This is a genomic window from Pseudomonas sp. NBRC 111139 (assembly GCF_001753955.1).
GTDB lineage: Bacteria > Pseudomonadota > Gammaproteobacteria > Pseudomonadales > Pseudomonadaceae > Aquipseudomonas > Aquipseudomonas alloputida.
Genome location: NZ_BCBP01000016.1, coordinates 112,362 through 132,428, shown reverse-complemented (window position 1 = coordinate 132,428; position 20,067 = coordinate 112,362). Strand labels below are relative to the sequence as shown.

Genomic DNA, 20,067 nt, shown 5'->3' with positions numbered 1-20,067 from the left:
TGCAGGCCATGCGAGCACCGGAAGATAGCGTTCGATAAACGAACACTCATGGCGGCGCAACTGTCCGCTATCCGCCCAGCCAATCCCATCGTTGCATTGCCCAACCCCCGCCTTTTTGCTGTAGTGTCCCCTATCCGCCGGCTGTCGCCTGCCCCTGCGACGCGCTGCCAGCCCGATAGAATGACCGTGATGACCGCAACCACAGCCCACAAGGCGGTAGGGCGCGGCGACCAGAACAATAACGATACCGAGTGCCTTGCCTATGGAAAGCCGCCTGCTGAGCGAGCGCAGTAGCGTGTTTCACCACGCCGACCCTTACGCTGTGTCCGATTATGTGAACCAGCATGTAGGCCAGCATTGCATCGGTCTGTCCCGCACCACCCACCCCCAGGCCAGCCTCAGCCATCGCAAGTTCGCCGAGCTCGACCTGTGCCGTATCAGCTATGGCGGCAGTGTTCGCGTGACGTCGCCCGCGCTGGAAACCATCTACCACCTGCAAGTCTTGCTCAATGGCAACTGCCTGTGGCGCGGGCACAAGCGCGAGCAGCACCTGGTGCCGGGCGAATTGCTGCTGATCAACCCGGACGACCCGGTTGACCTGACTTACTCGGAAGACTGCGAGAAGTTCATCCTCAAGGTGCCAACCCGGCTGCTGGACTCGATTTGCGATGAACAGCGCTGGCAGCGGCCTGATGGGGGCGTGCGGTTCTTGCGCAATCATTACCGGCTGGATGAGCTGGATGGCTTCGTGAACCTGCTGGCCATGGTTTGTCATGAGGCGGAAGTGAGCGATTCGCTGCCCAGGGTGCAGGGCCATTACAGTCAGATTGTCGCCAGCAAGCTGCTGACCCTGATGAGCACCAATATCCGCCGCGAGAGCCTCAGCTCACCGGGTGCAAGCCTGGAGCGGATCATCGACTACATCGATCGCAACCTTAAGTTCGAGCTGACAGCGGAGGCACTGGCGGAGCAGGCGTGCATGAGCCTGCGCTCGTTGTATGCGCTGTTCGACCGGCACCTGCAGACCACACCCAAGCAGTACGTACGACAACGCAAGCTGGAACAGGTGCGTGCCTGCCTGGGCGATGCCAGTTGCTCGGTACGTAGCGTGACCGAACTGGCCATGGATTATGGTTTTCTGCACCTCGGGCGTTTTTCCGAGGTGTATCGACAGCAGTTTGGCGAATTGCCGTCCGAAACCTTGCGCAACCGGCGTTAAACCGTACCGGTCTCTCGCGGGTACGCCCGCGAAGAGACGCTTGAACCTGTCACCTCCACCTGCACAAAATGGATAGCACCCCGCACAAACCGGATATTGCGACCCAATCCCAGCCTCTAACCTGACCAGGTCTAAACAATAACAAGGGAGACCCTGGCCATGTCCCTGGGATTCGACTACCTCAATGCCATGCTCGAGGACGACCGTGAAAAGGGCATCTACCGCTGCAAGCGGGAGATGTTCACCGACCCACGGTTGTTCGACCTGGAAATGAAACACATCTTCGAGGGCAACTGGATCTACCTGGCCCACGAAAGCCAGATCCCCGAGAAGAATGACTTCCTCACCCTGACCATGGGGCGCCAGCCGATTTTTATCGCGCGCAACAAGGACGGTGAGCTCAATGCCTTCCTCAACGCCTGCAGCCACCGCGGTGCCATGCTGTGCCGGCACAAGCGCGGCAACCGTTCCAGCTATACCTGCCCGTTCCACGGCTGGACGTTCAACAACAGCGGCAAACTGCTGAAGGTGAAAGACCCCAGCAACGCCGGCTACCCCGACAGCTTCAACTGCGACGGCTCCCACGACCTGACCAAGGTGGCACGCTTCGAGTCGTACCGGGGCTTTTTGTTCGGCAGCCTGAACGCCGACGTGAAACCGCTGGTCGAGCACTTGGGCGAGTCAGCGAAGATCATCGACATGATCGTCGATCAGTCGCCTGAAGGCCTGGAAGTGCTGCGCGGTGCCAGCTCGTACATCTACGAAGGCAACTGGAAGCTCACCGCCGAAAACGGCGCTGACGGCTACCACGTAAGCTCTGTGCACTGGAACTACGCCGCCACCCAGAACCAGCGCAAGCAGCGCGAGGCGGGTGACGAGATCAAGACCATGAGTGCTGGCGCCTGGGCCAAGCAGGGCGGCGGTTTCTATTCCTTCGACCACGGCCACCTGCTGCTGTGGACCCGTTGGGCCAACCCGGAAGACCGCCCGGCCTATGAGCGCCGCGACCAACTGGCCGCCGATTTCGGCCAGGCGCGCGCCGACTGGATGATCGAAAACTCGCGCAACCTGTGCCTGTACCCCAACGTGTACCTGATGGACCAGTTCAGCTCGCAGATCCGCGTCGCACGGCCGATTTCGGTGAACAAGACCGAAATCACCATCTACTGCATCGCGCCGAAAGGCGAGAGCGCCGATGCCCGTGCCAAGCGTATTCGCCAGTACGAAGACTTCTTCAACGTCAGCGGCATGGCCACCCCGGACGACCTGGAAGAATTCCGCTCGTGCCAGACCGGCTATGGCGGCGGCACCGGCTGGAACGACATGTCCCGCGGCGCCAAACACTGGGTCGAAGGCGCCGATGAGGCAGCCAAGGAAATTGAACTCGAACCCCTGCTGTCGGGCGTGCGCACCGAGGACGAAGGCCTGTTCGTGCTGCAGCACAAATACTGGCAGGACACCATGATCCAGGCCCTCAAGGACGAACAGCAGCTGATCCCCGTGGAGGCCGTGCAATGAGCCTGTATGACACCGTGCGCGACTTCCTGTACCGCGAAGCACGCTACCTGGACGATGCCCAGTGGGACCAGTGGCTGGAACTGTACGCCAGCGATGCCAGCTTCTGGATGCCGAGCTGGGACGATGACGACACCCTCACCGAAGACCCACAAAGCGAAATCTCGCTGATTTGGTACGGCAACCGTGGCGGCCTGGAAGACCGCGTGTTCCGCATCAAGACCGAGCGCTCCAGTGCGACCGTGCCCGACACCCGCACCTCGCACAACATCAGCAACATCGAGATCGTCGAGCAGGGCGAGGGCAGCTGCCAGGTGCGCTTCAACTGGCACACTCTGAGCTTCCGTTACAAGACCACCGACAGTTACTTCGGCACCAGCTTTTACACCCTCGACTTGCGCGGCGAGCAGCCGCTGATCAAGGCCAAGAAGGTGGTGCTGAAGAACGACTACGTCCGCCAGGTCATCGACATCTACCACATCTGATACAGGGTTTTGCGAGCATTGCCCGGTGCGTCTTGTGACGCGCCGTGGCCCGGCTCGCCCGCGAGGTGCAACATGAGCTACCAGATCGCACTGAATTTCGAAGACGGGGTTACCCGTTTCATTGAAGCCACCGGTCAGGAAACCGTGGCCGACGCCGCTTACCGCCAAGGCATAAACATTCCGCTGGACTGCCGTGACGGCGCTTGCGGGACCTGCAAGTGCAAGGCTGAGTCCGGTCGTTATGACCTTGGCGACAACTTCATCGAAGACGCCTTGAGCGAAGACGAAATCGCCGAAGGCTACGTGCTGACGTGCCAGATGCGCGCCGAAAGCGACTGCGTCATCCGCATCCCGGCTTCGTCGCAGCTGTGCAAGACCGAGCAGGCCAGTTTCGAGGCCGCCATCAGCGATGTCCGCCAGCTGTCGGTCAGCACCATTGCCCTGTCGATCAAGGGTGAGGCCCTGAGCCGTCTGGCCTTCCTGCCGGGGCAGTATGTCAACCTCAAGGTGCCGGGCAGCGAGCAGAGCCGGGCCTACTCGTTCAGCTCGCTGCAGAAGGACGGCGAAGTCAGCTTCCTGATCCGCAACGTACCAGGTGGGCTGATGAGCAGCTTCCTGACCAACCTTGCCAAGGCTGGCGACAGCCTGAGCCTGGCCGGGCCGTTGGGCAGCTTCTACCTGCGGCCGATCCAGCGCCCGCTGTTGCTGCTGGCGGGTGGTACCGGGCTGGCACCCTTCACCGCGATGCTGGAGAAGATCGCCGAGCAGGGCAGTGAGCACCCGTTGCACCTGATCTACGGCGTGACCAACGACTTCGACCTGGTCGAGCTCGACCGCCTGCAAGCGCTGGCGGCACGTATCCCCAACTTCACCTACAGCGCCTGCGTCGCCAACCCGGACAGCCAGTACCCGCAGAAGGGCTATGTCACCCAGCACATCGAGCCACGCCACCTCAATGACGGCGATGTGGATGTGTACCTGTGCGGCCCGCCACCCATGGTGGAAGCGGTCAGCCAGTACGTGCGCGAACAGGGCATTACCCCAGCCAACTTCTACTACGAGAAGTTTGCGGCTGCGGCCTGATTCCTTTCATTTCGAACATGACACCGCCCCTGTAGGAGCGGGTTCACCCGCGAAGAGGCCTGCAGGTACAGCAGCGTTGTCTTGTCGGACGCATTCGCGGGTAAACCCGCGCCTGCAGGGCGCGCGGGAAGGCGGAGATTTGCATATGAACAACAGATTCCAAGGCAAGGTCGCCCTGGTCACCGGTGCCGCCCAAGGCATCGGCCGGGGTGTGTGCTGGCGGCTCAAGGCCGAAGGTGCGCAAGTGGTGGCCGTAGACCGTTCCGAACTGGTCCACGAGCTGGCCGGCGAAGGCATGCTCACCCTCACCGCCGACCTGGAGCAACACACCGATTGCGCCCGGGTCATGGCCAGTGCGGTGGAAACCTTCGGCCGCCTCGACATCTTGGTCAACAACGTCGGCGGCACCATCTGGGCAAAGCCTTTCGAGCACTACGATGTCGAGCAGATCGAGGCCGAAGTGCGCCGTTCGCTATTCCCGACACTGTGGTGCTGCCATGCCGCGCTGCCCTACATGCTTGAACGTGGCAACGGCGTCATCGTCAACGTTTCTTCCATCGCCACCCGTGGCGTCAACCGTGTGCCCTATGGCGCGGCCAAAGGCGGCGTCAATGCGCTCACCGCCTGCCTGGCCTTCGAAACGGCTGGCCGTGGGATCCGCGTCAACGCCACTGCGCCGGGTGGCACCGAAGCGCCGCCCCGGCGGGTACCGCGCAACAGTGCAGCGCAAACCGAGCAGGAAAAGCACTGGTACCAGCAGATCGTCGACCAGACCCTCGACAGCAGCCTGATGCACCGCTACGGCAGTATCGACGAGCAGGTGGGGGCCATTCTGTTCCTCGCGTCCGACGAAGCCTCGTACATCACCGGCGTGACCCTGCCGGTTGGGGGCGGCGACCTCGGCTGAACTGCAACCTCAAGGCAAAAGTTTTCTTCCAAAACAAAAACAAGAGCGACAGATGCCATGCGAACCCTTGATGTACACCCGATCATCGACAATGCGCGCTTTTCCCCGTTTCACTGGATGGTCATGGCCTGGTGCGGCCTGCTGCTGATTTTCGACGGCTATGACCTGTTCATCTACGGTGTGGTACTGCCGGTCATCATGAAAGAGTGGGGCCTGACCCCGTTGCAGGCTGGTGCACTGGGCAGCTATGCGCTGTTCGGCATGATGTTCGGCGCCCTGGCCTTCGGCAGCCTGGCCGACCGCATCGGGCGCAAGAAGGGCATTGCCATCTGTTTCGCCTTGTTCTCGGGGGCGACCATCCTCAACGGCTTTGCCAGCAGCCCGAGCGAGTTTGGCATCTACCGCTTCATCGCCGGCCTGGGCTGTGGTGGCCTGATGCCCAACGCCGTGGCACTGATGAACGAATACGCGCCCAAGCGCCTGCGCAGCACGCTGGTGGCGATCATGTTCAGTGGCTATTCGCTGGGCGGCATGCTGTCGGCAGGTGTCGGCATTTTCATGCTGCCGCGTTTTGGCTGGGAGTCGATGTTCTTCGCCGCAGCGGTGCCTCTGCTGCTGTTACCGGTGATTCTTTACTACCTGCCTGAATCCATCGGTTTCCTGGTGCGCCAAGGCCGTATCGAGGAAGCACGCTCACTGCTCAAACGGCTGGACCCGGACTGCGATGTCCAGGCCGATGATGTGCTTCAGGCGGCCGACCGCAAAGGCAGCGGCGCTTCGGTGCTGGAACTGTTCCGCAATGGCCTGGCGATTCGCACCCTGGCGCTGTGGGTTGCGTTCTTCTGCTGCCTGCTGATGGTCTACGCCCTGAGTTCCTGGCTGCCAAAGCTGATGGCCAACGCCGGCTACAGCCTGGGCTCAAGCCTGTCATTCCTGCTGGCCCTGAACTTTGGCGGCATGGCCGGGGCAATCCTCGGCGGCTGGCTGGGCGACCGCTACAACCTGGTCAAGGTGAAGGTGGCGTTCTTCATTGCCGCCGCACTGTCGATCAGCCTGCTGGGGGTGAACAGCCCGATGCCGGTGCTGTACCTGCTGATCTTCATTGCCGGCGCCACCACCATTGGTACGCAGATTCTGCTGTATGCCGGCGCGGCGCAGATGTACGGCCTGTCGGTGCGCTCTACCGGCCTGGGCTGGGCCTCGGGCATCGGCCGTAATGGCGCCATCGTCGGCCCGCTGCTGGGCGGTGCGCTGATGGGCATCAACCTGCCACTTCAACTCAATTTCATCGCCTTCGCCATTCCTGGCGCCATCGCCGCGCTGGCCATGGCCGTGCACCTGGCCAGTGGTCGGCGCCACGCCCAGGCCCTGGCGGCGCAGGCCTGAACCGAACAGAACAAGACGAGGTAACCCCCCATGACCGTGAACATTTCCCATACTGCCGAGGTACAGCAGTTCTTCGAGGAGGCCGCAGGCTTTGGTAATGCGGCCGGCAACCCACGCCTCAAACGCATCGTGCAGCGCCTGCTGCAGGATACCGCGCGGCTGATCGAAGACCTGGACATCAGCGAAGACGAGTTCTGGCACGCCGTCGACTACCTCAACCGCCTGGGCGGTCGTGGCGAGGCCGGGCTGCTGGTGGCGGGGCTGGGCATCGAACACTTCCTCGACCTGCTGCAGGATGCCAAGGACCAGGAGGCAGGGCGCGTTGGCGGTACCCCACGCACCATCGAAGGCCCGTTGTACGTGGCTGGCGCACCGATTGCCCAAGGTGAAGTGCGCATGGACGACGGCAGCGAGGAGGGCGTGGCCACGGTGATGTTCCTGGAAGGCCAGGTGCTGGACCCGCACGGACACCCGCTGCCGGGTGCCACGGTCGACCTGTGGCATGCCAATACCCGTGGTACCTATTCGTTCTTCGACCCAAGCCAGTCGGCGTACAACCTGCGTCGGCGCATCGTTACCGATGCTCAAGGGCGTTACCGCGCGCGCTCCATCGTGCCATCGGGCTATGGCTGCGACCCGCAGGGGCCAACCCAGGAATGCCTGGACCTGCTGGGCCGTCATGGCCAGCGCCCGGCGCATGTGCACTTCTTCATCTCGGCGCCCGGGTACCGGCACCTGACCACGCAGATAAACCTGTCGGGGGACAAGTACCTGTGGGATGACTTTGCCTATGCCACACGGGACGGGCTGGTCGGGGAGGTGGTGTTCGTCGAAGGGCCGGAGGGTCGGCATGCCGAGCTGAAGTTCGACTTCCAGTTGCAGCAGGCCCAGGGCGGTGCCGATGAGCAACGCAGCGGGCGGCCGCGGGCTTTGCAGGAGGCCTGATCCACCGAGTGGGCTGTTTCGCGGGCATGCCCGCTCCCACAGGTGAAGCCTGTGCAGCCGTTGTGGGAGCGGGCAAGCCCGCGAAGCAGCCAACACCCAAACAAGAGCCCGCCACAAAGGCCGGCCGCTGGCTTGCGAGAAGCTTCATGAAAACGCTGATCAAGGACTGCTCTGTGTCGGCCATCGTCGCCGGCAGCATTGCCACGACGATCTCTTACGCCGGCCCGTTGGTGATCATTTTCCACGCCGCCGAAGCGGCCGGCCTGTCGCACCAGCAGTTGTCATCCTGGGTCTGGGCCGTGTCCATGGGCAGTGCGGTGCTCGGTGCGCTGCTCAGCCTGCGCTACCGCGTGCCGGTAGTGATCGCCTGGTCGATCCCGGGGTCGGCGCTGTTGGTCACCGCCTTGCCGCAACTGGGCCTGGCGCAGGCCGTGGGCGCCTACCTGGTGGCCAACCTGGTCCTGCTGCTGATCGGCATCAGCGGGGCCTTCGACCGCATCATCGCGCGCCTGCCGGGTTCTATCGCTGCCGGTATGCAGGCCGGGATCCTGTTCAGTTTTGGCATCGAGGTGTTCCGCGCCTTGCCGGTGCAACCGCTGCTGGTACTGGCGATGTTCGTCACCTACGTGCTGATGCGTCGGGTGCAGCCGCGCTATGCCGTGGCTGCGGTGCTGGGCGTGGGCATGCTGGTGACCGTGGCCAGCGGTACGTTGCGCAGCGAAGTACTGGTGCTGGAACTGGCCTCACCCCAGTGGATCACCCCCCAGTTCAGCCTGGCGGCGGTATTCAGCCTGGCGCTGCCGATGGTGCTGGTGGCGCTGACCGGGCAATTCATGCCGGGTATGGCGGTACTGCGCAACGCTGGCTACGCCACGCCGGCCAGCCCGCTGATCAGCGCCAGTGCCCTGGCTGGGGCGCTACTGGCGCCGTTCGGTTGCCACGGGCTGAACCTGGCGGCGGTTACCGCCAGTCTGTGCACCGGCCATGAAGCCCATGAAAACCCGCAACGGCGCTATGTAGCGGCGGTGGCTGGCAGCGTGTTGTACCTGCTATTGGGCATTGCCGGGGCCACCTTGATGTCGCTGTTCGCCGCCTTTCCCGCCGTCCTGATCGCGGCCCTGGCCGGTTTGGCCCTGTATGGCGCCATCAGCGAAGCCCTGGTCCGCAGCCTGGCAGAACCGGCCGAGCGCGACGCCGGGCTATTCACCTTCCTGGTCACCGCTTCGGGGGTGGCTTTCCTGGGCCTGTCGGCGGCGTTCTGGGGGCTGCTGTTCGGCCTGCTGGCGCACGCGCTGCTGAGGCTGCGCCAACCACGTGCCCGGGAGGTGCTGCGCCGTACCCTATGAACTGCCGTGTTTCCAACGCTTTACCCATAAAAACAAGATCAAGAGAGCTTCGGAATGAACCACACCCCTTGCGTTGCCCTGGGCCTGACACTGCTCAGCCAGCCACTGCTGGCTGCCGAAGGCGGCTTCTTCGAGGACTCGAAGGCCACCCTGAGTGCCCGTAACTACTATTTCAGCCGCGATTTTTCCGACATTGTCGGGGCCAACAAACAGTCCAAGGCCGAGGAGTGGGCCCAGGGCTTCATCCTCGACTTCAAAAGTGGCTACACCCCGGGCCCGGTCGGCTTTGGCGTGGACGCCCTGGGCTTGCTGGGGATCAAGCTGGACAGCAGTCCAGACCGCACCAACACCGGCCTGTTGCCGGTGCATGGCGACGGCCGTGCTGCCGATGAGTACAGCCGCCTGGCGCCGACCTTCAAGGCGCGGATATCAAAAACCGAACTGCGTGCAGGTGAACTGCAACCGAACCTGCCGGTACTGACCTTCAGTGATATTCGCCTGTTGCCACCCACCTATCAGGGCCTGAGTTTGAGTTCGTCCGAAATCGACGGGCTGACTATGCAGGCCGGGCACTTGAAAAGCACCCACCTGCGCAACGAAGGTGGCGACGGCAAGATGAACGCGATGCTTGGCCATGTGCCGATGCGACAGGCCGAAAGCGACGCGTTCAACTATGTGGGTGGGGACTATGCGTTCAATGCCAACCAGAGCAGCGTCAGCCTTTGGTACGGTCAGCTGGAGGACATCTACCAACAAGGTTTCGTTGGCCTGAAGCACAGCAAACCCGTCGGGGACTGGGTACTCAGCGCCAACCTGGGTTATTTCACCGCGCGTGAGCAAGGCGATGCGCTGCTGGGCAACATCGACAACCAGGCGTTCTTCTCGCTGTTCACTGCCCGGCATGGCGGGCACAGCTTCCACGCCGGCTACCAGGGCATTTATGGCGATAGCCCGTTCCCACGGGTATTCGCCAACATCTCGCCGCTGGGCAACGAGGTGCCGACCTATGAGTTTGCCTACACCGATGAACGCTCGTATCAGGTGCGCTACGACTACAACTTCGCCGCCATGGGCGTGCCGGGCCTGACAGCGACCGTGCGCTACATAACCGGTAACAATGTCGACACCGGGCTGGGTTACGAGGGGCGTGATCGCGAGCGTGATCTGGATATCGGCTATGCGGTGCAGAGCGGGGCACTGAAAGGGTTGGGGATTCGGGTGAGGAACGCCATGGCGCGCTCCAACTACCGCAGTGATATCGACGAGAACCGCCTGACGCTGGTGTACACCTGGCAGTTGTTCTGAGCCTTCCAGGAGAATTGCGCATCAGGGGTGTATGAGGGTAGCGTGCGGAAACGACTCTTTCAGGAATCCCCACCTTGGACTCCATCACCCAAGCCGTACTTGGCGCGGCGCTGCAAGGGACCGTGCTCGGGCGCATCCAGGGCCGACGCTCGTTGCTGTATGGTGCAGCACTGGGCACGCTGCCGGACCTGGATGTGATCATTCGCTATGCCGACCCGGTGTCGCAGATGACTTATCATCGCGGCTTCTCCCACTCGTTGTTCGTGCTCACCGGCCTGGCCTTGCTGTTGGCCTGGCTGGTCAACAGGCGCTGGCCCGGCAAGGGGTATACCTTGCCCAGGCTTTTTTTGGCGTTCTGGCTGGTATTGGTAACCCATCCGGTGCTCGACGCCTTTACGGTTTACGGCACGCAGTTGTTCTGGCCTTTGCACACCACCCCGGAAAGCTGGGCGGCGGTGTTCATTATCGACCCGGTCTACACCGTGCCGCTGCTGGCTGCGGTGGTCTTCACCCTCATGAAGGGCGTGACCCGCAGGGCTACCCGCCTGCTGACCATGGCCCTGGTGTTCAGTACCTGCTACCTGGGTTTCGGCCTGGCGGGGCGCATGGCTGCCGAACAGCGCTTCCAGTCGGCACTGGACCAGCAAGGTATCGTCGTGAGCGAGGTGCGTGCCGTGCCGATGGCATTCAACAGCCTGGTCTGGCGGGTGTTGGCCAAGGCCCCGGATGGCGATTACTACGAGGGCATCAGCAGCGTGCTCGACCAGCAACCACCCGAAATGCAACGCTTGTCGCGCAACCTGGAACTGGCGCAAGCACTGAACAATGACCCGTTGCACCAGCGCTTGCGCTGGTTCACCGATGACTGGCTGCGTTATGACCAGATTGGCGACGCACTGGTGGTCACCGACCTGCGCATGGGGATCCCGGGGAATTACACCTTTCGCTTCAACATGGCTCAGCGCGATCATCAAGGGCAGTGGATGGTCGGTGTGCCTTCGCCGTGGCGAGGCAGCGGGCCTGGCTCGCTGTTCAACGCTCAAGAGCTGATGCTTATCTGGCGACGCATTGTCGACCAGCAGCCGCCGCTGCCGCTGGCGAACTGGACCGATCGCTACCTCGGGCAAACGGAAGCTGCAAGGCAGCCCCACTAGATCAGGAACCTTGCATTGCCTGAAATTGCACCCATCTATGGCGGTTCGATCAGCGTCAGGAAAACACCATGGAACCCAACCGCTTCGGCGACATCGCCGCTTTCGTCAGCGTCGCGAAGGCCGGCAGCTTCACCGCTGCGGCTACCAGCCTGGGCCTGACGCGTTCAGCGGTGGGCAAGAGCATCGCCCGCCTGGAAGCCCGCATGGCGGTGCGCCTGCTCAACCGCACTACGCGCAAGCTGAGCCTGACCGATGAAGGCCTGGTGGCGTTCGAGCGCTGGCGGCAGATTCTGGATGACCTGGACGAGGTCGAAAGCACCATGGCCCTGCGCCGGGGCAAGCCCACTGGCACCCTGCGCCTGACCGCACCGCTGTCGCTCGGGCAGCGCCATGTCCTGCCGGTCCTCGACCAGTACCTCAAGCAATGGCCCGAACTGCGGGCGGATATCCGCTTCACCGACCGTTTCGTTGATCTGGTCGAAGAGGGTGTGGACGTCGCCGTGCGCATCGGTGCACCTAAGGAAGATTCGCAATTGCTGACGCGCACCGTCGCCTGGCAGCAGTTCGTGACCTGTGCATCGCCTGCGTATCTGGAGAAGCGCGGTGTGCCGCAGATGCCCGGCGACCTCTATGGCCATGACAAGATCGCCTTCCTGGCGGGCGAGAAGGCCATGCCCTGGCGCTTTCACACAGAAGCGGGGCTGCACCTGTGCGAAGATCCCGGGCGGCTGAACATCGACAGTTCCGAGGCCATGCTTGACGGCGCCCGGGCCGGTTTCGGCCTGATTCACCTGCCGACCTATATCACCGGTGACGACCTGCGCGCTGGCAATCTGGTGGAGGTACTGCACGCCTACCGCCCCCCGGCAGACCCCATTCGCATCGTCTACCCAAGCAAGCGCCACCTGTCCCCTCGGGTACGCGGCTTCATCGACTTGTTGGTGGCCAGCTGGGAGCCGGGCGTGCCTTGGGAATACTGATTGGGGAATGCCAGGCCCCTATGCCGGGCCTGAAACCGGGTTTATCGCTGGCGGCGCAGCATGGAAACTGGCAGCCATTGATAATCCCTCTGGAGACCCCATGACTGCACTGTCCGTACTGGATCTGGTCATGATCGGCGAAGGCAAGACCTTCGCCGATGCGATCGAAGAATCCCGCCAGCTGGCGCGGTATGTCGAGCAACAGCACTACAGCCGCTACTGGATCGCCGAACACCATGACATGCCGGGCATTGGCTCGGCTGCCACTTCGCTGGTGATCAACGAAATCGCCAACGCCACCCGACACATTCGTGTGGGGGCTGGCGGCATCATGCTGCCCAACCATGCGCCGTTGGTGGTGGCCGAACAGTTTGGCACCCTCGATACATTGCACCCGGGCCGTATCGACCTGGGCCTGGGCCGTGCGCCAGGCACGTCCGGGCCGACCGTGCGTGCATTGCGCGGCGCCGTGCCAGAGCGAGATTTCAGCCAGGACATCGCCGAGCTGCGTGATTACCTGGCGGACAACGGCAAACGCCGGGTGCGCGGCGTACCGGGTGCGCACGATGTGCCGGTGTGGATCCTCGGTTCCAGCCTGTTCGGTGCTGACCTGGCGGCGAAGCTGGGCCTGCCTTATGCCTTCGCCTCGCACTTTGCCCCGCGTTACCTGCTGCAGGCCATTGCCCATTACCGCGCCAACTTCCAGCCGTCCGCGCAACTGGCCAAACCCTATGTGATGGTTGGCATGAACCTGTTCGCCGCTGCCAGCGATGCTGAGGCGCACTACCTGGCCAGCTCCCACCGCAAGTGGATGCTGGACCTGCATGTCGGGCGCTTTGGCTTGCTGCCCAAGCCGCAAGAGGGTTACATCGAACGCTTGCCGGACCACGAGCGCGCCGTGCTCGAGCAGGTGATGGCCTGCACCGTAGCCGGAGGGCCTGAACGGGTGAGGGAAGGGCTGCGCTCGCTGATCGAGCAGACCGGGGCGGACGAGCTGATGATCGACTGCCGCATCCATGACCCGCTGGCGCGGCAGCGGTCACATGCCTATGCCGCGCAGGCGCTGGCTGAACTGGGCTGACACGACAAAAAACGGGCGCCCGCAAGAGCGCCCGTTTTTGCATCAAGCCTGCTTCAGGAACGGATAATCCGTATACCCTTCAGGCCCATTGGCGTAATCGAACTTCGCCCGGTGCTCATTCAGCGGCGCTTGCAGCCGCAGACGCTCCACCAGGTCGGGGTTGGCAATGTAGGCGCGCCCGAACGCCACGGCATCGATCAAACCCCGCCCGATGAGGTCTTCGCCTTTCTCGGCGGTGTAGGCACCGGCCGCGATGATCACCCCGGGGTAGGCGGCGCGAATGGCCTGGCGGAACTCGTCACGCAGTGGCTTGCCACCGGCCCAGTCCGGCTCGGACAGGTGCAGGTAGGCGAGGTTTCGCTTGGCCAGTTCGCGGATCAGGTACAGGCCGGCGGCTTCCTGGTCTTCGCCATTGTCCACACCATTGAAACCACCCAGCGGGAACACGCGAATACCGACCCGGTCGGCGCTCCAGTTGGCAATGGCCGCATCCACCGCCTCCAGCACAATGCGCGCACGGTTTTCAACGCTGCCGCCGTAGCGGTCTTCGCGCTGGTTGGCACTGGGGGTGAGGAACTGGTGCAGCAGGTAACCGTGGGCGGCGTGCAACTCGATGAAGTCGAAGCCGGCTTCACAGGCATTGATCGCGGCCTGGCCAAAGTCGGCGACGATGCCAGCGATCTCCGCTTCGCTGAGCGCCCGGGGGGCGGAGGTTTCCACGCGCGTCAGGTTGCCTTGCGCGTCACGCAGGGTGGTGCGTGCGTCCGCCGGCAGCGCCGAAGGGGCCACGGGGGCCTCGCCGCCAGGTTGCAGCGAGGTATGCGACACCCGCCCGGTGTGCCACACCTGCACGGCGCTGTGGCCGCCATCGGCATGGATGCCTTGGTTGATGTGCTTCCAGGCAGCGATCTGTTCGGCGCTGTGAATGCCGGGCGAGCCAGAATAGCCCTTGGCCTGGAAGGAGATTTGCGTGGCTTCAGTGATGATCAGGCCAGCACTGGCGCGCTGACGGTAGTACTCGGCCATCAGCGCGGTGGGTACATCACCCGGCTCCAGGCTGCGCAGGCGGGTGAGGGGGGCCATGAATACGCGGTTGGGCAGGGTGAGTGGGCCGATTTGCAGCGGTTGCAAGAGTTTCATTGCAGCTCCAGAGGTGGAAAACCAATGGTGCGCACGATACCGAGGTGATTGGGGAAAGGGGGGACCGGGAGCCCGGCTCAGGGCTCCCCAATGCGTCAGCTGCGCGCCAGCCGCCCACTCACATAATGCGCCACGTCATTGAAGCCCGGCGTGGACGCATGCCCTGGCGTTACCAACGAATCGATGAACGCCTCATCCTCCGCGGTAATCTTCACCGCCAATGCGCCGCCATAGGTATCCCACTGCTCCTCGGTCCGCGGCCCGACAATCGCCGAACTGACCCATTGGTTATTCAACACCCAGGCAATGGCGAATTCGACAATACCCACCCCCTTGGCCTCTGCATACGTCTGAATCTGCCGGGCAATGGTCAGCGACTCCTGGCGCCACTCCACTTCCATGATGCGTTTGTCCTGCCGCCCTGCGCGGCTACCGGCGTCCGGCACGGCGCCCGGCGCATACTTGCCACTGAGCACGCCCCGGGCCAGCGGGCTGAAGGGTACGACGCCCAGACCATGGGCGGCGGCGGCAGTAAGCTGTTCGGGCTCGGCCTGGCGGTTGACGATGTTGTACAGCGGCTGGCTGACTACCGGCCTGGGCACGCCAAGGCGCTCGGCAACATGGCAGACCTCGGCAATGCGCCAGCCACGGAAATTGGACACCCCCCAGTAGCGGATCTTGCCCTGGCGCAACAAGTCGCCAATGGCCTGCACGGTCTCCTCCAGCGGTACCTTGTGGTCTTCGCGGTGCAGGTAGTAGATGTCCAGATAGTCCATGCCCATGCGGGTCAGTGTGGCATCCACGGCATTGAAGATGTGCTTGCGCGACAACCCGCTGCGGTTAGGCAGGCCGTCGGCCGGGCCGAAGCCGACCTTGCTGGCGACGACCCAGTCATGGCGATGGCGCGCCACGGCTTCACCGACGATTTCTTCCGAGCGCCCGGCGTTGTACACGTCGGCGGTGTCGATGAAGTTGATGCCTTGGTCCCAGGCCTTGTCGATGATGCGCAGGGCATCCTCGGTACGGGTCTGCTCGCCGAACATCATGCTGCCCAGGGTAAGGGCGGAAACCTGCAGGCCACTGTGGCCGAGGGGGCGGTAGATCATGCGCGTGGGTCCTTATGCAGTCGGCTGACCTGCCTGTTTTACACACAACCGGGAAGCATTGAAAGGCGCCCCTCAGCCAATGAGCGCCAAAGCCTCCTGCAGGCTCAAGGGGCGCTTCAGGCGTTGCGACAGCGTCGCCATGGCATCGGAGTAACCCTTGGCGATAACGGCCTCGACGCGTTCATCCACACACTGCAGGGCAACAAAATCGCCGTTTTCCGGGTCACCGACGAACTCGATCCGGTTCCAGTCTCTGGCATGGCCTAGCACTTCATAGGTACGGCCATGCTGGTAGGTCCAAAAGAACGGTACATCGGCATAACGGCGTTGTTCGCCAAGCATGTTGGCGGCGGCGATCACCCCGTGTTGCTGGGCCAGGCGCCAGTGCTCGATGCGCACCGGGCGCCCCGAGAGCGGGAACGTGGCGATGTCACCGGCGGCCCACAAACCGTCAGCTGCGCGCATTTCGGCGTCGACCCTCACCGATTTGTCTTCGCCAAGCGGCACCCCTTGAAGGAACGCGGTGGCGGGTTTTACCCCGGTGCCGAACAGCACCAAGGGGGTCTGCAGCCGTTCACCATTGGCCAGTTGCACCGCTTCGACCTTGTCCTGGCCTTCGATCCGCTCGACCTCGGTGGGGCCGTGGAAGGTGATGCCTTTTCGTTCATGCAGCGCGCGAATGCAGCGCCCGATACGCTCGCCCAATTGTCGGGCCAGAGGGACTTCGTGGCGCGAGACCACGTGCACCTGCACGCCATACTTGCGCAATGCCGAGGCTGCCTCCAGGCCGATGAAGCCGTCACCGACGATGACCACCGGTTGGCCAGGCTCGGCTGCGTCGAGCAACTGTGCAGCATCTTCCAGTGAGCGGAGGGTGAACACCCCGGGCAGGTCGGCGCCGGGAATGTCGGGGCGCAGTGCTTTACCGCCGGTTGCCAGCAGGCAGGCGTCGTAATCGATCTGCTGACCATCGGCGAGGGTGACCTGGCGCTTCTGGCTGTTCAGGGTGCGCACCTTGCCGTGCTTACGCTGCAGTTGGCCCTTGCGCAGGGCGTCGGCTTCGAGCAGCGCGGGGACCTCGTCGGGCGGCATCTGCCCGGCAATCACGAATTTGCTCAGTGCTGTGCGATCGTAGGCCGGCTGGCGCTCCTGGTCGATCCATACCAGCCTGCCCGCGAAGCCATGAGCCAGCAGCGTGGCGACGGCGGCGCTGCCGGCGGCCCCGGCGCCGACCACCACAAAACAGCGGGCATCGCTGTGCCTGGGCGGTTCGCTTGCCGGCAGGGGCTGGTCATCGACCCAGACTTCATCGCCCTTGATCCACGCCTTGTAGCGGCGCAGGTCGGCGAGTGCAGGCGGCTCACAGACCACGCCATCGTCAACGGCGAATGCAGCTTTGTGCCAAGGGCAGACCAGCAAACCACCGCAAACCACGCCTTCATCAAGGGGGGCGCCTGCGTGGGGGCAGTTGCCCTGGTAGGCGTGTACCTGATCGCCTTGGCGGATGAGGATGAGTTCTTCGTTGCCGGCCTGGACGCGCAGGGGGCGGTGCTCGTCGAGCTGGGCCAAGCGGGCCACGGCGTACTGGGTCATGGGGGCTTCTCCAAAGGGGCCTTTGGAACCATTTGACGCCTGGGGCGGGAAGGGGATGCGTTGAGCTGACGATCGGTGGCGGGTGTGGATTTGGTGTGGCTTGGGTGGGCATCATTGCAGGCTTGCCCGCGCCCACAGGCTTGAAACTTGTGGGCGTGGGCAAGCCTGCGAATGCCTCAACTCACCCGTGCAGTACTCAGCGAACCCGCTCGCGTTACACGCAAGGCCACCAGGCTACCCAATACGATCAACGCGGCGAGCGAATACAGTGCGGCATCGGTTGAGCCGGTCTGGTCCTTGATGAACCCGACCAGGTACGGGCTGAGAAACCCCGCCATCTGGCCTACCGAGTTGATGATCGCCAGACCTGCCACGGCGGCACTGGCACTGAGCAGCGCAGTCGGCATTGGCCAGAACATCGGCAAACCGGTGAGCGCGCCCATGGTGGCGATCGACAAGCCAAGAATGGCAATGCTCGGGTTGCCGGCGAAGTTCACCGCAATCAGCAGGCCGACGGCGCCCATCAGCATTGGCACCACCAGGTGCCAGCGGCGCTCGTTGCGCAGGTCGGCCGAGCGCCCGCAAAGGATCATGAACACACCTGCCAGCAGGTACGGGATGGCGCTGAGCCAGCCGATCAGCAGCGGGTTGTCGAAGCCCATGCTCTTGATGATCGAGGGTAGCCAGAAGTTGATCGCGTATACGCCGCTCTGAATGCAGAAGTAGACGAAGCCGAAGGTCCAGATCAGCGGGTTGGTCAACACGGCCAGCACGCTGTCGCTGGTGGGGCTCGGTTTGCTTGCAGCATCGGCCTGCAGGTCGGCAGCAATCAGTTGGCGTTCAGCCGGGCTCAGCCAGGCGGCTTTCTGGTAGCCGTCACTGAGCAGGAACACCGCCAGTACGCCCAACGCCACGGTCGGCAGGCCCTGGATCAGGAACATCCACTGCCAGCCGGCCAAGCCGTGCTGGCCGGCGGCAAAATGTTCGAGGATCCAGCCGGAGAACGGCCCGCCAAGCAGGCCCGATACCGGGATCGCCGACATGAAAAGGGCCATGATGCGGCCGCGTCGGGCCGCCGGGAACCAGCGCGAGAGGTACAGCACCACACCCGGGAAGAAGCCGGCTTCGGCAGCGCCGGTGAGCAGGCGCAGGGTGTAGAACTCGGTAGGGGTGGTGACGAACAGCAGGCAGGTGGACAGGCTGCCCCAGGCGATCATCATCAGCGCGATCCAGCGCCGTGGGCCGAAGCGATTGAGGGCCAGGTTGCTTGGCAGGCCACACAGTACATAGCCGATGAAGAAGATGCCGGCGCCAAGGCCGTACACCGTTTCGCTGAATTTAAGGGCGTCGAGCATCTGCAGCTTGGCAAAGCCGACGTTGACGCGGTCCAGGTAGTTGAACAGGTAGCAGATGAAAATGAACGGAATCAGCCGCAAGGTGATGCGCCGGTACAGCGCGTTGCGGGTGGTGTCCGTGCCTTGGTCAGGGGCGGGGCTGTGTGCCATGATCGGGTTCTCTGTTGTTATGGTTTTCGCCGCGTCGCCTGTTCCGGCGCTCGCCCTGACGAGTCTCGGGGACTGCGGCTAGCCTGTCTTTGTGCTTTTGCACAGCGCTTGGCCCAGGCTGCTGTGCCCGAGCCCAAAAGCCAAACACCTAAAGGACCACGCAATGTTCGAACTCGACCATGACCTGGCGCAGGATATCGTTGACCGGGCAATGGCCATCTTGCCTTGCAACGTCAATGTCATGGACAGCCAAGGATTGATCCTGGGCAGTGGTGAGCCGGAGCGCATCAACACCCGTCACGAGGGGGCGCAGCTGGTCTTGGCCAATGGCCGGATCGTCGAGCTGGATACCGACGCGGCCAAGTGCCTGAAGGGCGTGCAGCCCGGTGTGAACCTGCCATTGATGCTCGATGGGCGGCTGATGGGCGTGTTAGGCCTGACCGGCGATCCGCAGCAGGTGCGCACGTATGGCGAGCTGGTGCGCATGACCGCCGAAATGCTGCTGGCCCAACGCAATTTACAGGCTGACCAGCAATGGCGAAGGCAGCGCTGTGACGACCTGCTGGCGCTGTTGCTCGGCGGCAGCGGTAACGCCCCGCGCTTGCTGGACGAAGCCCGTCAGTTGGGCTTGAAACCTCAGCTGGCGCGGATACCGTGCCTGTTCGAGATTACGTCGGGGCCACCTGCCGAGGCGCTGGCCGCATGGTTGATGAGCCGTTATCCGGATAGCTGGTGCGTCAGCCCGGCCCGCCAGTCGTTGCTGTGGTGCCGCCCGGCAGGCGTGGCACTGGATGAACTGCGCCTGCTGGAACGCCTGCAACGCCACGGCTGGGACATTGAGCGACTGGCCCTGGGCAGTGCAGCGCAGAGCCTGGAGCAGTTACGCCGTGGTTACCGCCGGGTGCGTGACTTGCTGGCCTATGGCCGCGAGGTATTGCCCAGTGAGCGATTGCTCAGCCTGCAGCGCTACCGGCTGCCGGCGCTGCTGTGGCGCCACCGTAACGACGATGCGCTGGACGAGCTGTTGGAGCCGTTGCAGCGCATCCGCGCCAAGGACAGCAGTGGCCAGTTACTCACCACCCTGCGCGCCTGGTGTGCACATGACGGCCAGAGCCAGTCCTGTGCCGATGCCCTGGGCATCCACCGCAACAGCCTGCGCTATCGACTGGAGCGAATAGCCGAGCTAAGTGAGGTCGACCCGTTGCGCCTGGAAGGGATGCTTAGCTTGTATCTGGGGTTGCAGCTGTTGCCCGCTGACTGAAGTATTCACTTGCCGGCGATTGGGCCAGAACAGGCAAAAAGGCATCTGCCCAAACA

17 protein-coding genes are annotated in these 20,067 nt (G+C 63.4%); 13 read left to right on the top strand and 4 right to left on the bottom strand.

Annotated features, from left to right (window positions below):
- Positions 1–262: 262 nt before the first annotated feature.
- The 12 genes from BJQ17_RS02445 to BJQ17_RS02390 all read left to right on the top strand — a co-directional run bounded on the left by BJQ17_RS02445 (position 263) and on the right by BJQ17_RS02390 (position 13,406).
- Complete coding sequence (locus BJQ17_RS02445; protein WP_012052360.1) at positions 263–1,219, top strand: AraC family transcriptional regulator; 957 nt, start codon at positions 263–265, stop codon at positions 1,217–1,219.
- 159 nt (positions 1,220–1,378) lie between these two features.
- Positions 1,379–2,737 (top strand): benzoate 1,2-dioxygenase large subunit, encoded by a 1,359-nt coding sequence (benA, locus tag BJQ17_RS02440; RefSeq protein ID WP_004374325.1) that lies wholly within the window; start codon positions 1,379–1,381, stop codon positions 2,735–2,737.
- On the top strand, positions 2,734–3,219 hold the full coding sequence (gene benB, locus BJQ17_RS02435) for a benzoate 1,2-dioxygenase small subunit (protein ID WP_004576276.1): 486 nt from the start codon (positions 2,734–2,736) through the stop codon (positions 3,217–3,219). The genes benA and benB overlap by 4 nt, the downstream gene beginning before the upstream one ends.
- A gap of 72 nt (positions 3,220–3,291) precedes the next feature.
- Complete coding sequence (benC, locus tag BJQ17_RS02430; RefSeq protein ID WP_014756669.1) at positions 3,292–4,302, top strand: benzoate 1,2-dioxygenase electron transfer component BenC; 1,011 nt, start codon at positions 3,292–3,294, stop codon at positions 4,300–4,302.
- 145 nt (positions 4,303–4,447) lie between these two features.
- Complete coding sequence (locus tag BJQ17_RS02425; protein WP_004576274.1) at positions 4,448–5,209, top strand: 1,6-dihydroxycyclohexa-2,4-diene-1-carboxylate dehydrogenase; 762 nt, start codon at positions 4,448–4,450, stop codon at positions 5,207–5,209.
- Positions 5,210–5,266: 57 nt separating this feature from the next.
- Positions 5,267–6,595 carry an aromatic acid/H+ symport family MFS transporter gene (locus BJQ17_RS02420; RefSeq protein ID WP_004576273.1) on the top strand — a complete coding sequence of 443 codons (1,329 nt, stop codon included), beginning with the start codon at positions 5,267–5,269 and terminating at the stop codon, positions 6,593–6,595.
- Between the two features lie 30 nt (positions 6,596–6,625).
- Positions 6,626–7,540 (top strand): catechol 1,2-dioxygenase, encoded by a 915-nt coding sequence (catA, locus tag BJQ17_RS02415; RefSeq protein WP_004576272.1) that lies wholly within the window; start codon positions 6,626–6,628, stop codon positions 7,538–7,540.
- A 146-nt stretch (positions 7,541–7,686) separates the two neighbouring features.
- Entirely contained in the window at positions 7,687–8,886 is a 1,200-nt protein-coding gene (locus BJQ17_RS02410; protein ID WP_070095471.1) for a benzoate/H(+) symporter BenE family transporter, read from the top strand.
- Positions 8,887–8,940: 54 nt separating this feature from the next.
- Positions 8,941–10,191 carry an OprD family porin gene (locus BJQ17_RS02405; protein ID WP_004374339.1) on the top strand — a complete coding sequence of 417 codons (1,251 nt, stop codon included), beginning with the start codon at positions 8,941–8,943 and terminating at the stop codon, positions 10,189–10,191.
- Positions 10,192–10,265: 74 nt separating this feature from the next.
- A complete protein-coding gene (locus tag BJQ17_RS02400; protein WP_070095470.1) occupies positions 10,266–11,345 on the top strand; it encodes a metal-dependent hydrolase in 1,080 nt (359 codons plus the stop codon).
- A 68-nt stretch (positions 11,346–11,413) separates the two neighbouring features.
- Entirely contained in the window at positions 11,414–12,325 is a 912-nt protein-coding gene (locus BJQ17_RS02395) for a LysR family transcriptional regulator (protein ID WP_070095469.1), read from the top strand.
- Between the two features lie 100 nt (positions 12,326–12,425).
- Positions 12,426–13,406, top strand: a complete 981-nt coding sequence (locus BJQ17_RS02390; protein WP_070095468.1) for an LLM class flavin-dependent oxidoreductase — start codon at positions 12,426–12,428, stop codon at positions 13,404–13,406.
- 42 nt (positions 13,407–13,448) lie between these two features.
- On the opposite strand, the gene BJQ17_RS02385 is transcribed toward BJQ17_RS02390, so the two are convergent.
- From BJQ17_RS02385 to BJQ17_RS02370, 4 genes are all read right to left on the bottom strand, one after another.
- On the bottom strand, positions 13,449–14,546 hold the full coding sequence (locus BJQ17_RS02385) for an alkene reductase (protein WP_004374351.1): 1,098 nt from the start codon (positions 14,544–14,546) through the stop codon (positions 13,449–13,451).
- A gap of 95 nt (positions 14,547–14,641) precedes the next feature.
- Positions 14,642–15,652 carry an aldo/keto reductase gene (locus BJQ17_RS02380; RefSeq protein WP_004374352.1) on the bottom strand — a complete coding sequence of 337 codons (1,011 nt, stop codon included), beginning with the start codon at positions 15,650–15,652 and terminating at the stop codon, positions 14,642–14,644.
- Between the two features lie 72 nt (positions 15,653–15,724).
- On the bottom strand, positions 15,725–17,245 hold the full coding sequence (locus BJQ17_RS02375; protein WP_070095467.1) for an apoptosis inducing factor family protein: 1,521 nt from the start codon (positions 17,243–17,245) through the stop codon (positions 15,725–15,727).
- Positions 17,246–17,421: 176 nt separating this feature from the next.
- Entirely contained in the window at positions 17,422–18,750 is a 1,329-nt protein-coding gene (locus BJQ17_RS02370) for an MFS transporter (RefSeq protein ID WP_070095466.1), read from the bottom strand.
- 163 nt (positions 18,751–18,913) lie between these two features.
- On the opposite strand from BJQ17_RS02370, the gene BJQ17_RS02365 reads away from it, so the two are divergent.
- Entirely contained in the window at positions 18,914–20,011 is a 1,098-nt protein-coding gene (locus BJQ17_RS02365) for a sugar diacid recognition domain-containing protein (RefSeq protein ID WP_070095465.1), read from the top strand.
- Positions 20,012–20,067 lie beyond the last annotated feature (56 nt).

What these genes read in the sequence shown, in the direction of transcription:
- BJQ17_RS02445 (WP_012052360.1), top strand. Translation starts at nt 263, where the DNA reads ATGGAAAGCCGCCTGCTGAGCGAGCGCAGTAGCGTGTTTCACCACGCC.
- benA (WP_004374325.1), top strand. Translation starts at nt 1,379, where the DNA reads ATGTCCCTGGGATTCGACTACCTCAATGCCATGCTCGAGGACGACCGT.
- benB (WP_004576276.1), top strand. Translation starts at nt 2,734, where the DNA reads ATGAGCCTGTATGACACCGTGCGCGACTTCCTGTACCGCGAAGCACGC.
- benC (WP_014756669.1), top strand. Translation starts at nt 3,292, where the DNA reads ATGAGCTACCAGATCGCACTGAATTTCGAAGACGGGGTTACCCGTTTC.
- BJQ17_RS02425 (WP_004576274.1), top strand. Translation starts at nt 4,448, where the DNA reads ATGAACAACAGATTCCAAGGCAAGGTCGCCCTGGTCACCGGTGCCGCC.
- BJQ17_RS02420 (WP_004576273.1), top strand. Translation starts at nt 5,267, where the DNA reads ATGCGAACCCTTGATGTACACCCGATCATCGACAATGCGCGCTTTTCC.
- catA (WP_004576272.1), top strand. Translation starts at nt 6,626, where the DNA reads ATGACCGTGAACATTTCCCATACTGCCGAGGTACAGCAGTTCTTCGAG.
- BJQ17_RS02410 (WP_070095471.1), top strand. Translation starts at nt 7,687, where the DNA reads ATGAAAACGCTGATCAAGGACTGCTCTGTGTCGGCCATCGTCGCCGGC.
- BJQ17_RS02405 (WP_004374339.1), top strand. Translation starts at nt 8,941, where the DNA reads ATGAACCACACCCCTTGCGTTGCCCTGGGCCTGACACTGCTCAGCCAG.
- BJQ17_RS02395 (WP_070095469.1), top strand. Translation starts at nt 11,414, where the DNA reads ATGGAACCCAACCGCTTCGGCGACATCGCCGCTTTCGTCAGCGTCGCG.
- BJQ17_RS02390 (WP_070095468.1), top strand. Translation starts at nt 12,426, where the DNA reads ATGACTGCACTGTCCGTACTGGATCTGGTCATGATCGGCGAAGGCAAG.
- BJQ17_RS02385 (WP_004374351.1), bottom strand. Translation starts at nt 14,546, where the DNA reads ATGAAACTCTTGCAACCGCTGCAAATCGGCCCACTCACCCTGCCCAAC.
- BJQ17_RS02380 (WP_004374352.1), bottom strand. Translation starts at nt 15,652, where the DNA reads ATGATCTACCGCCCCCTCGGCCACAGTGGCCTGCAGGTTTCCGCCCTT.
- BJQ17_RS02375 (WP_070095467.1), bottom strand. Translation starts at nt 17,245, where the DNA reads ATGACCCAGTACGCCGTGGCCCGCTTGGCCCAGCTCGACGAGCACCGC.
- BJQ17_RS02370 (WP_070095466.1), bottom strand. Translation starts at nt 18,750, where the DNA reads ATGGCACACAGCCCCGCCCCTGACCAAGGCACGGACACCACCCGCAAC.
- BJQ17_RS02365 (WP_070095465.1), top strand. Translation starts at nt 18,914, where the DNA reads ATGTTCGAACTCGACCATGACCTGGCGCAGGATATCGTTGACCGGGCA.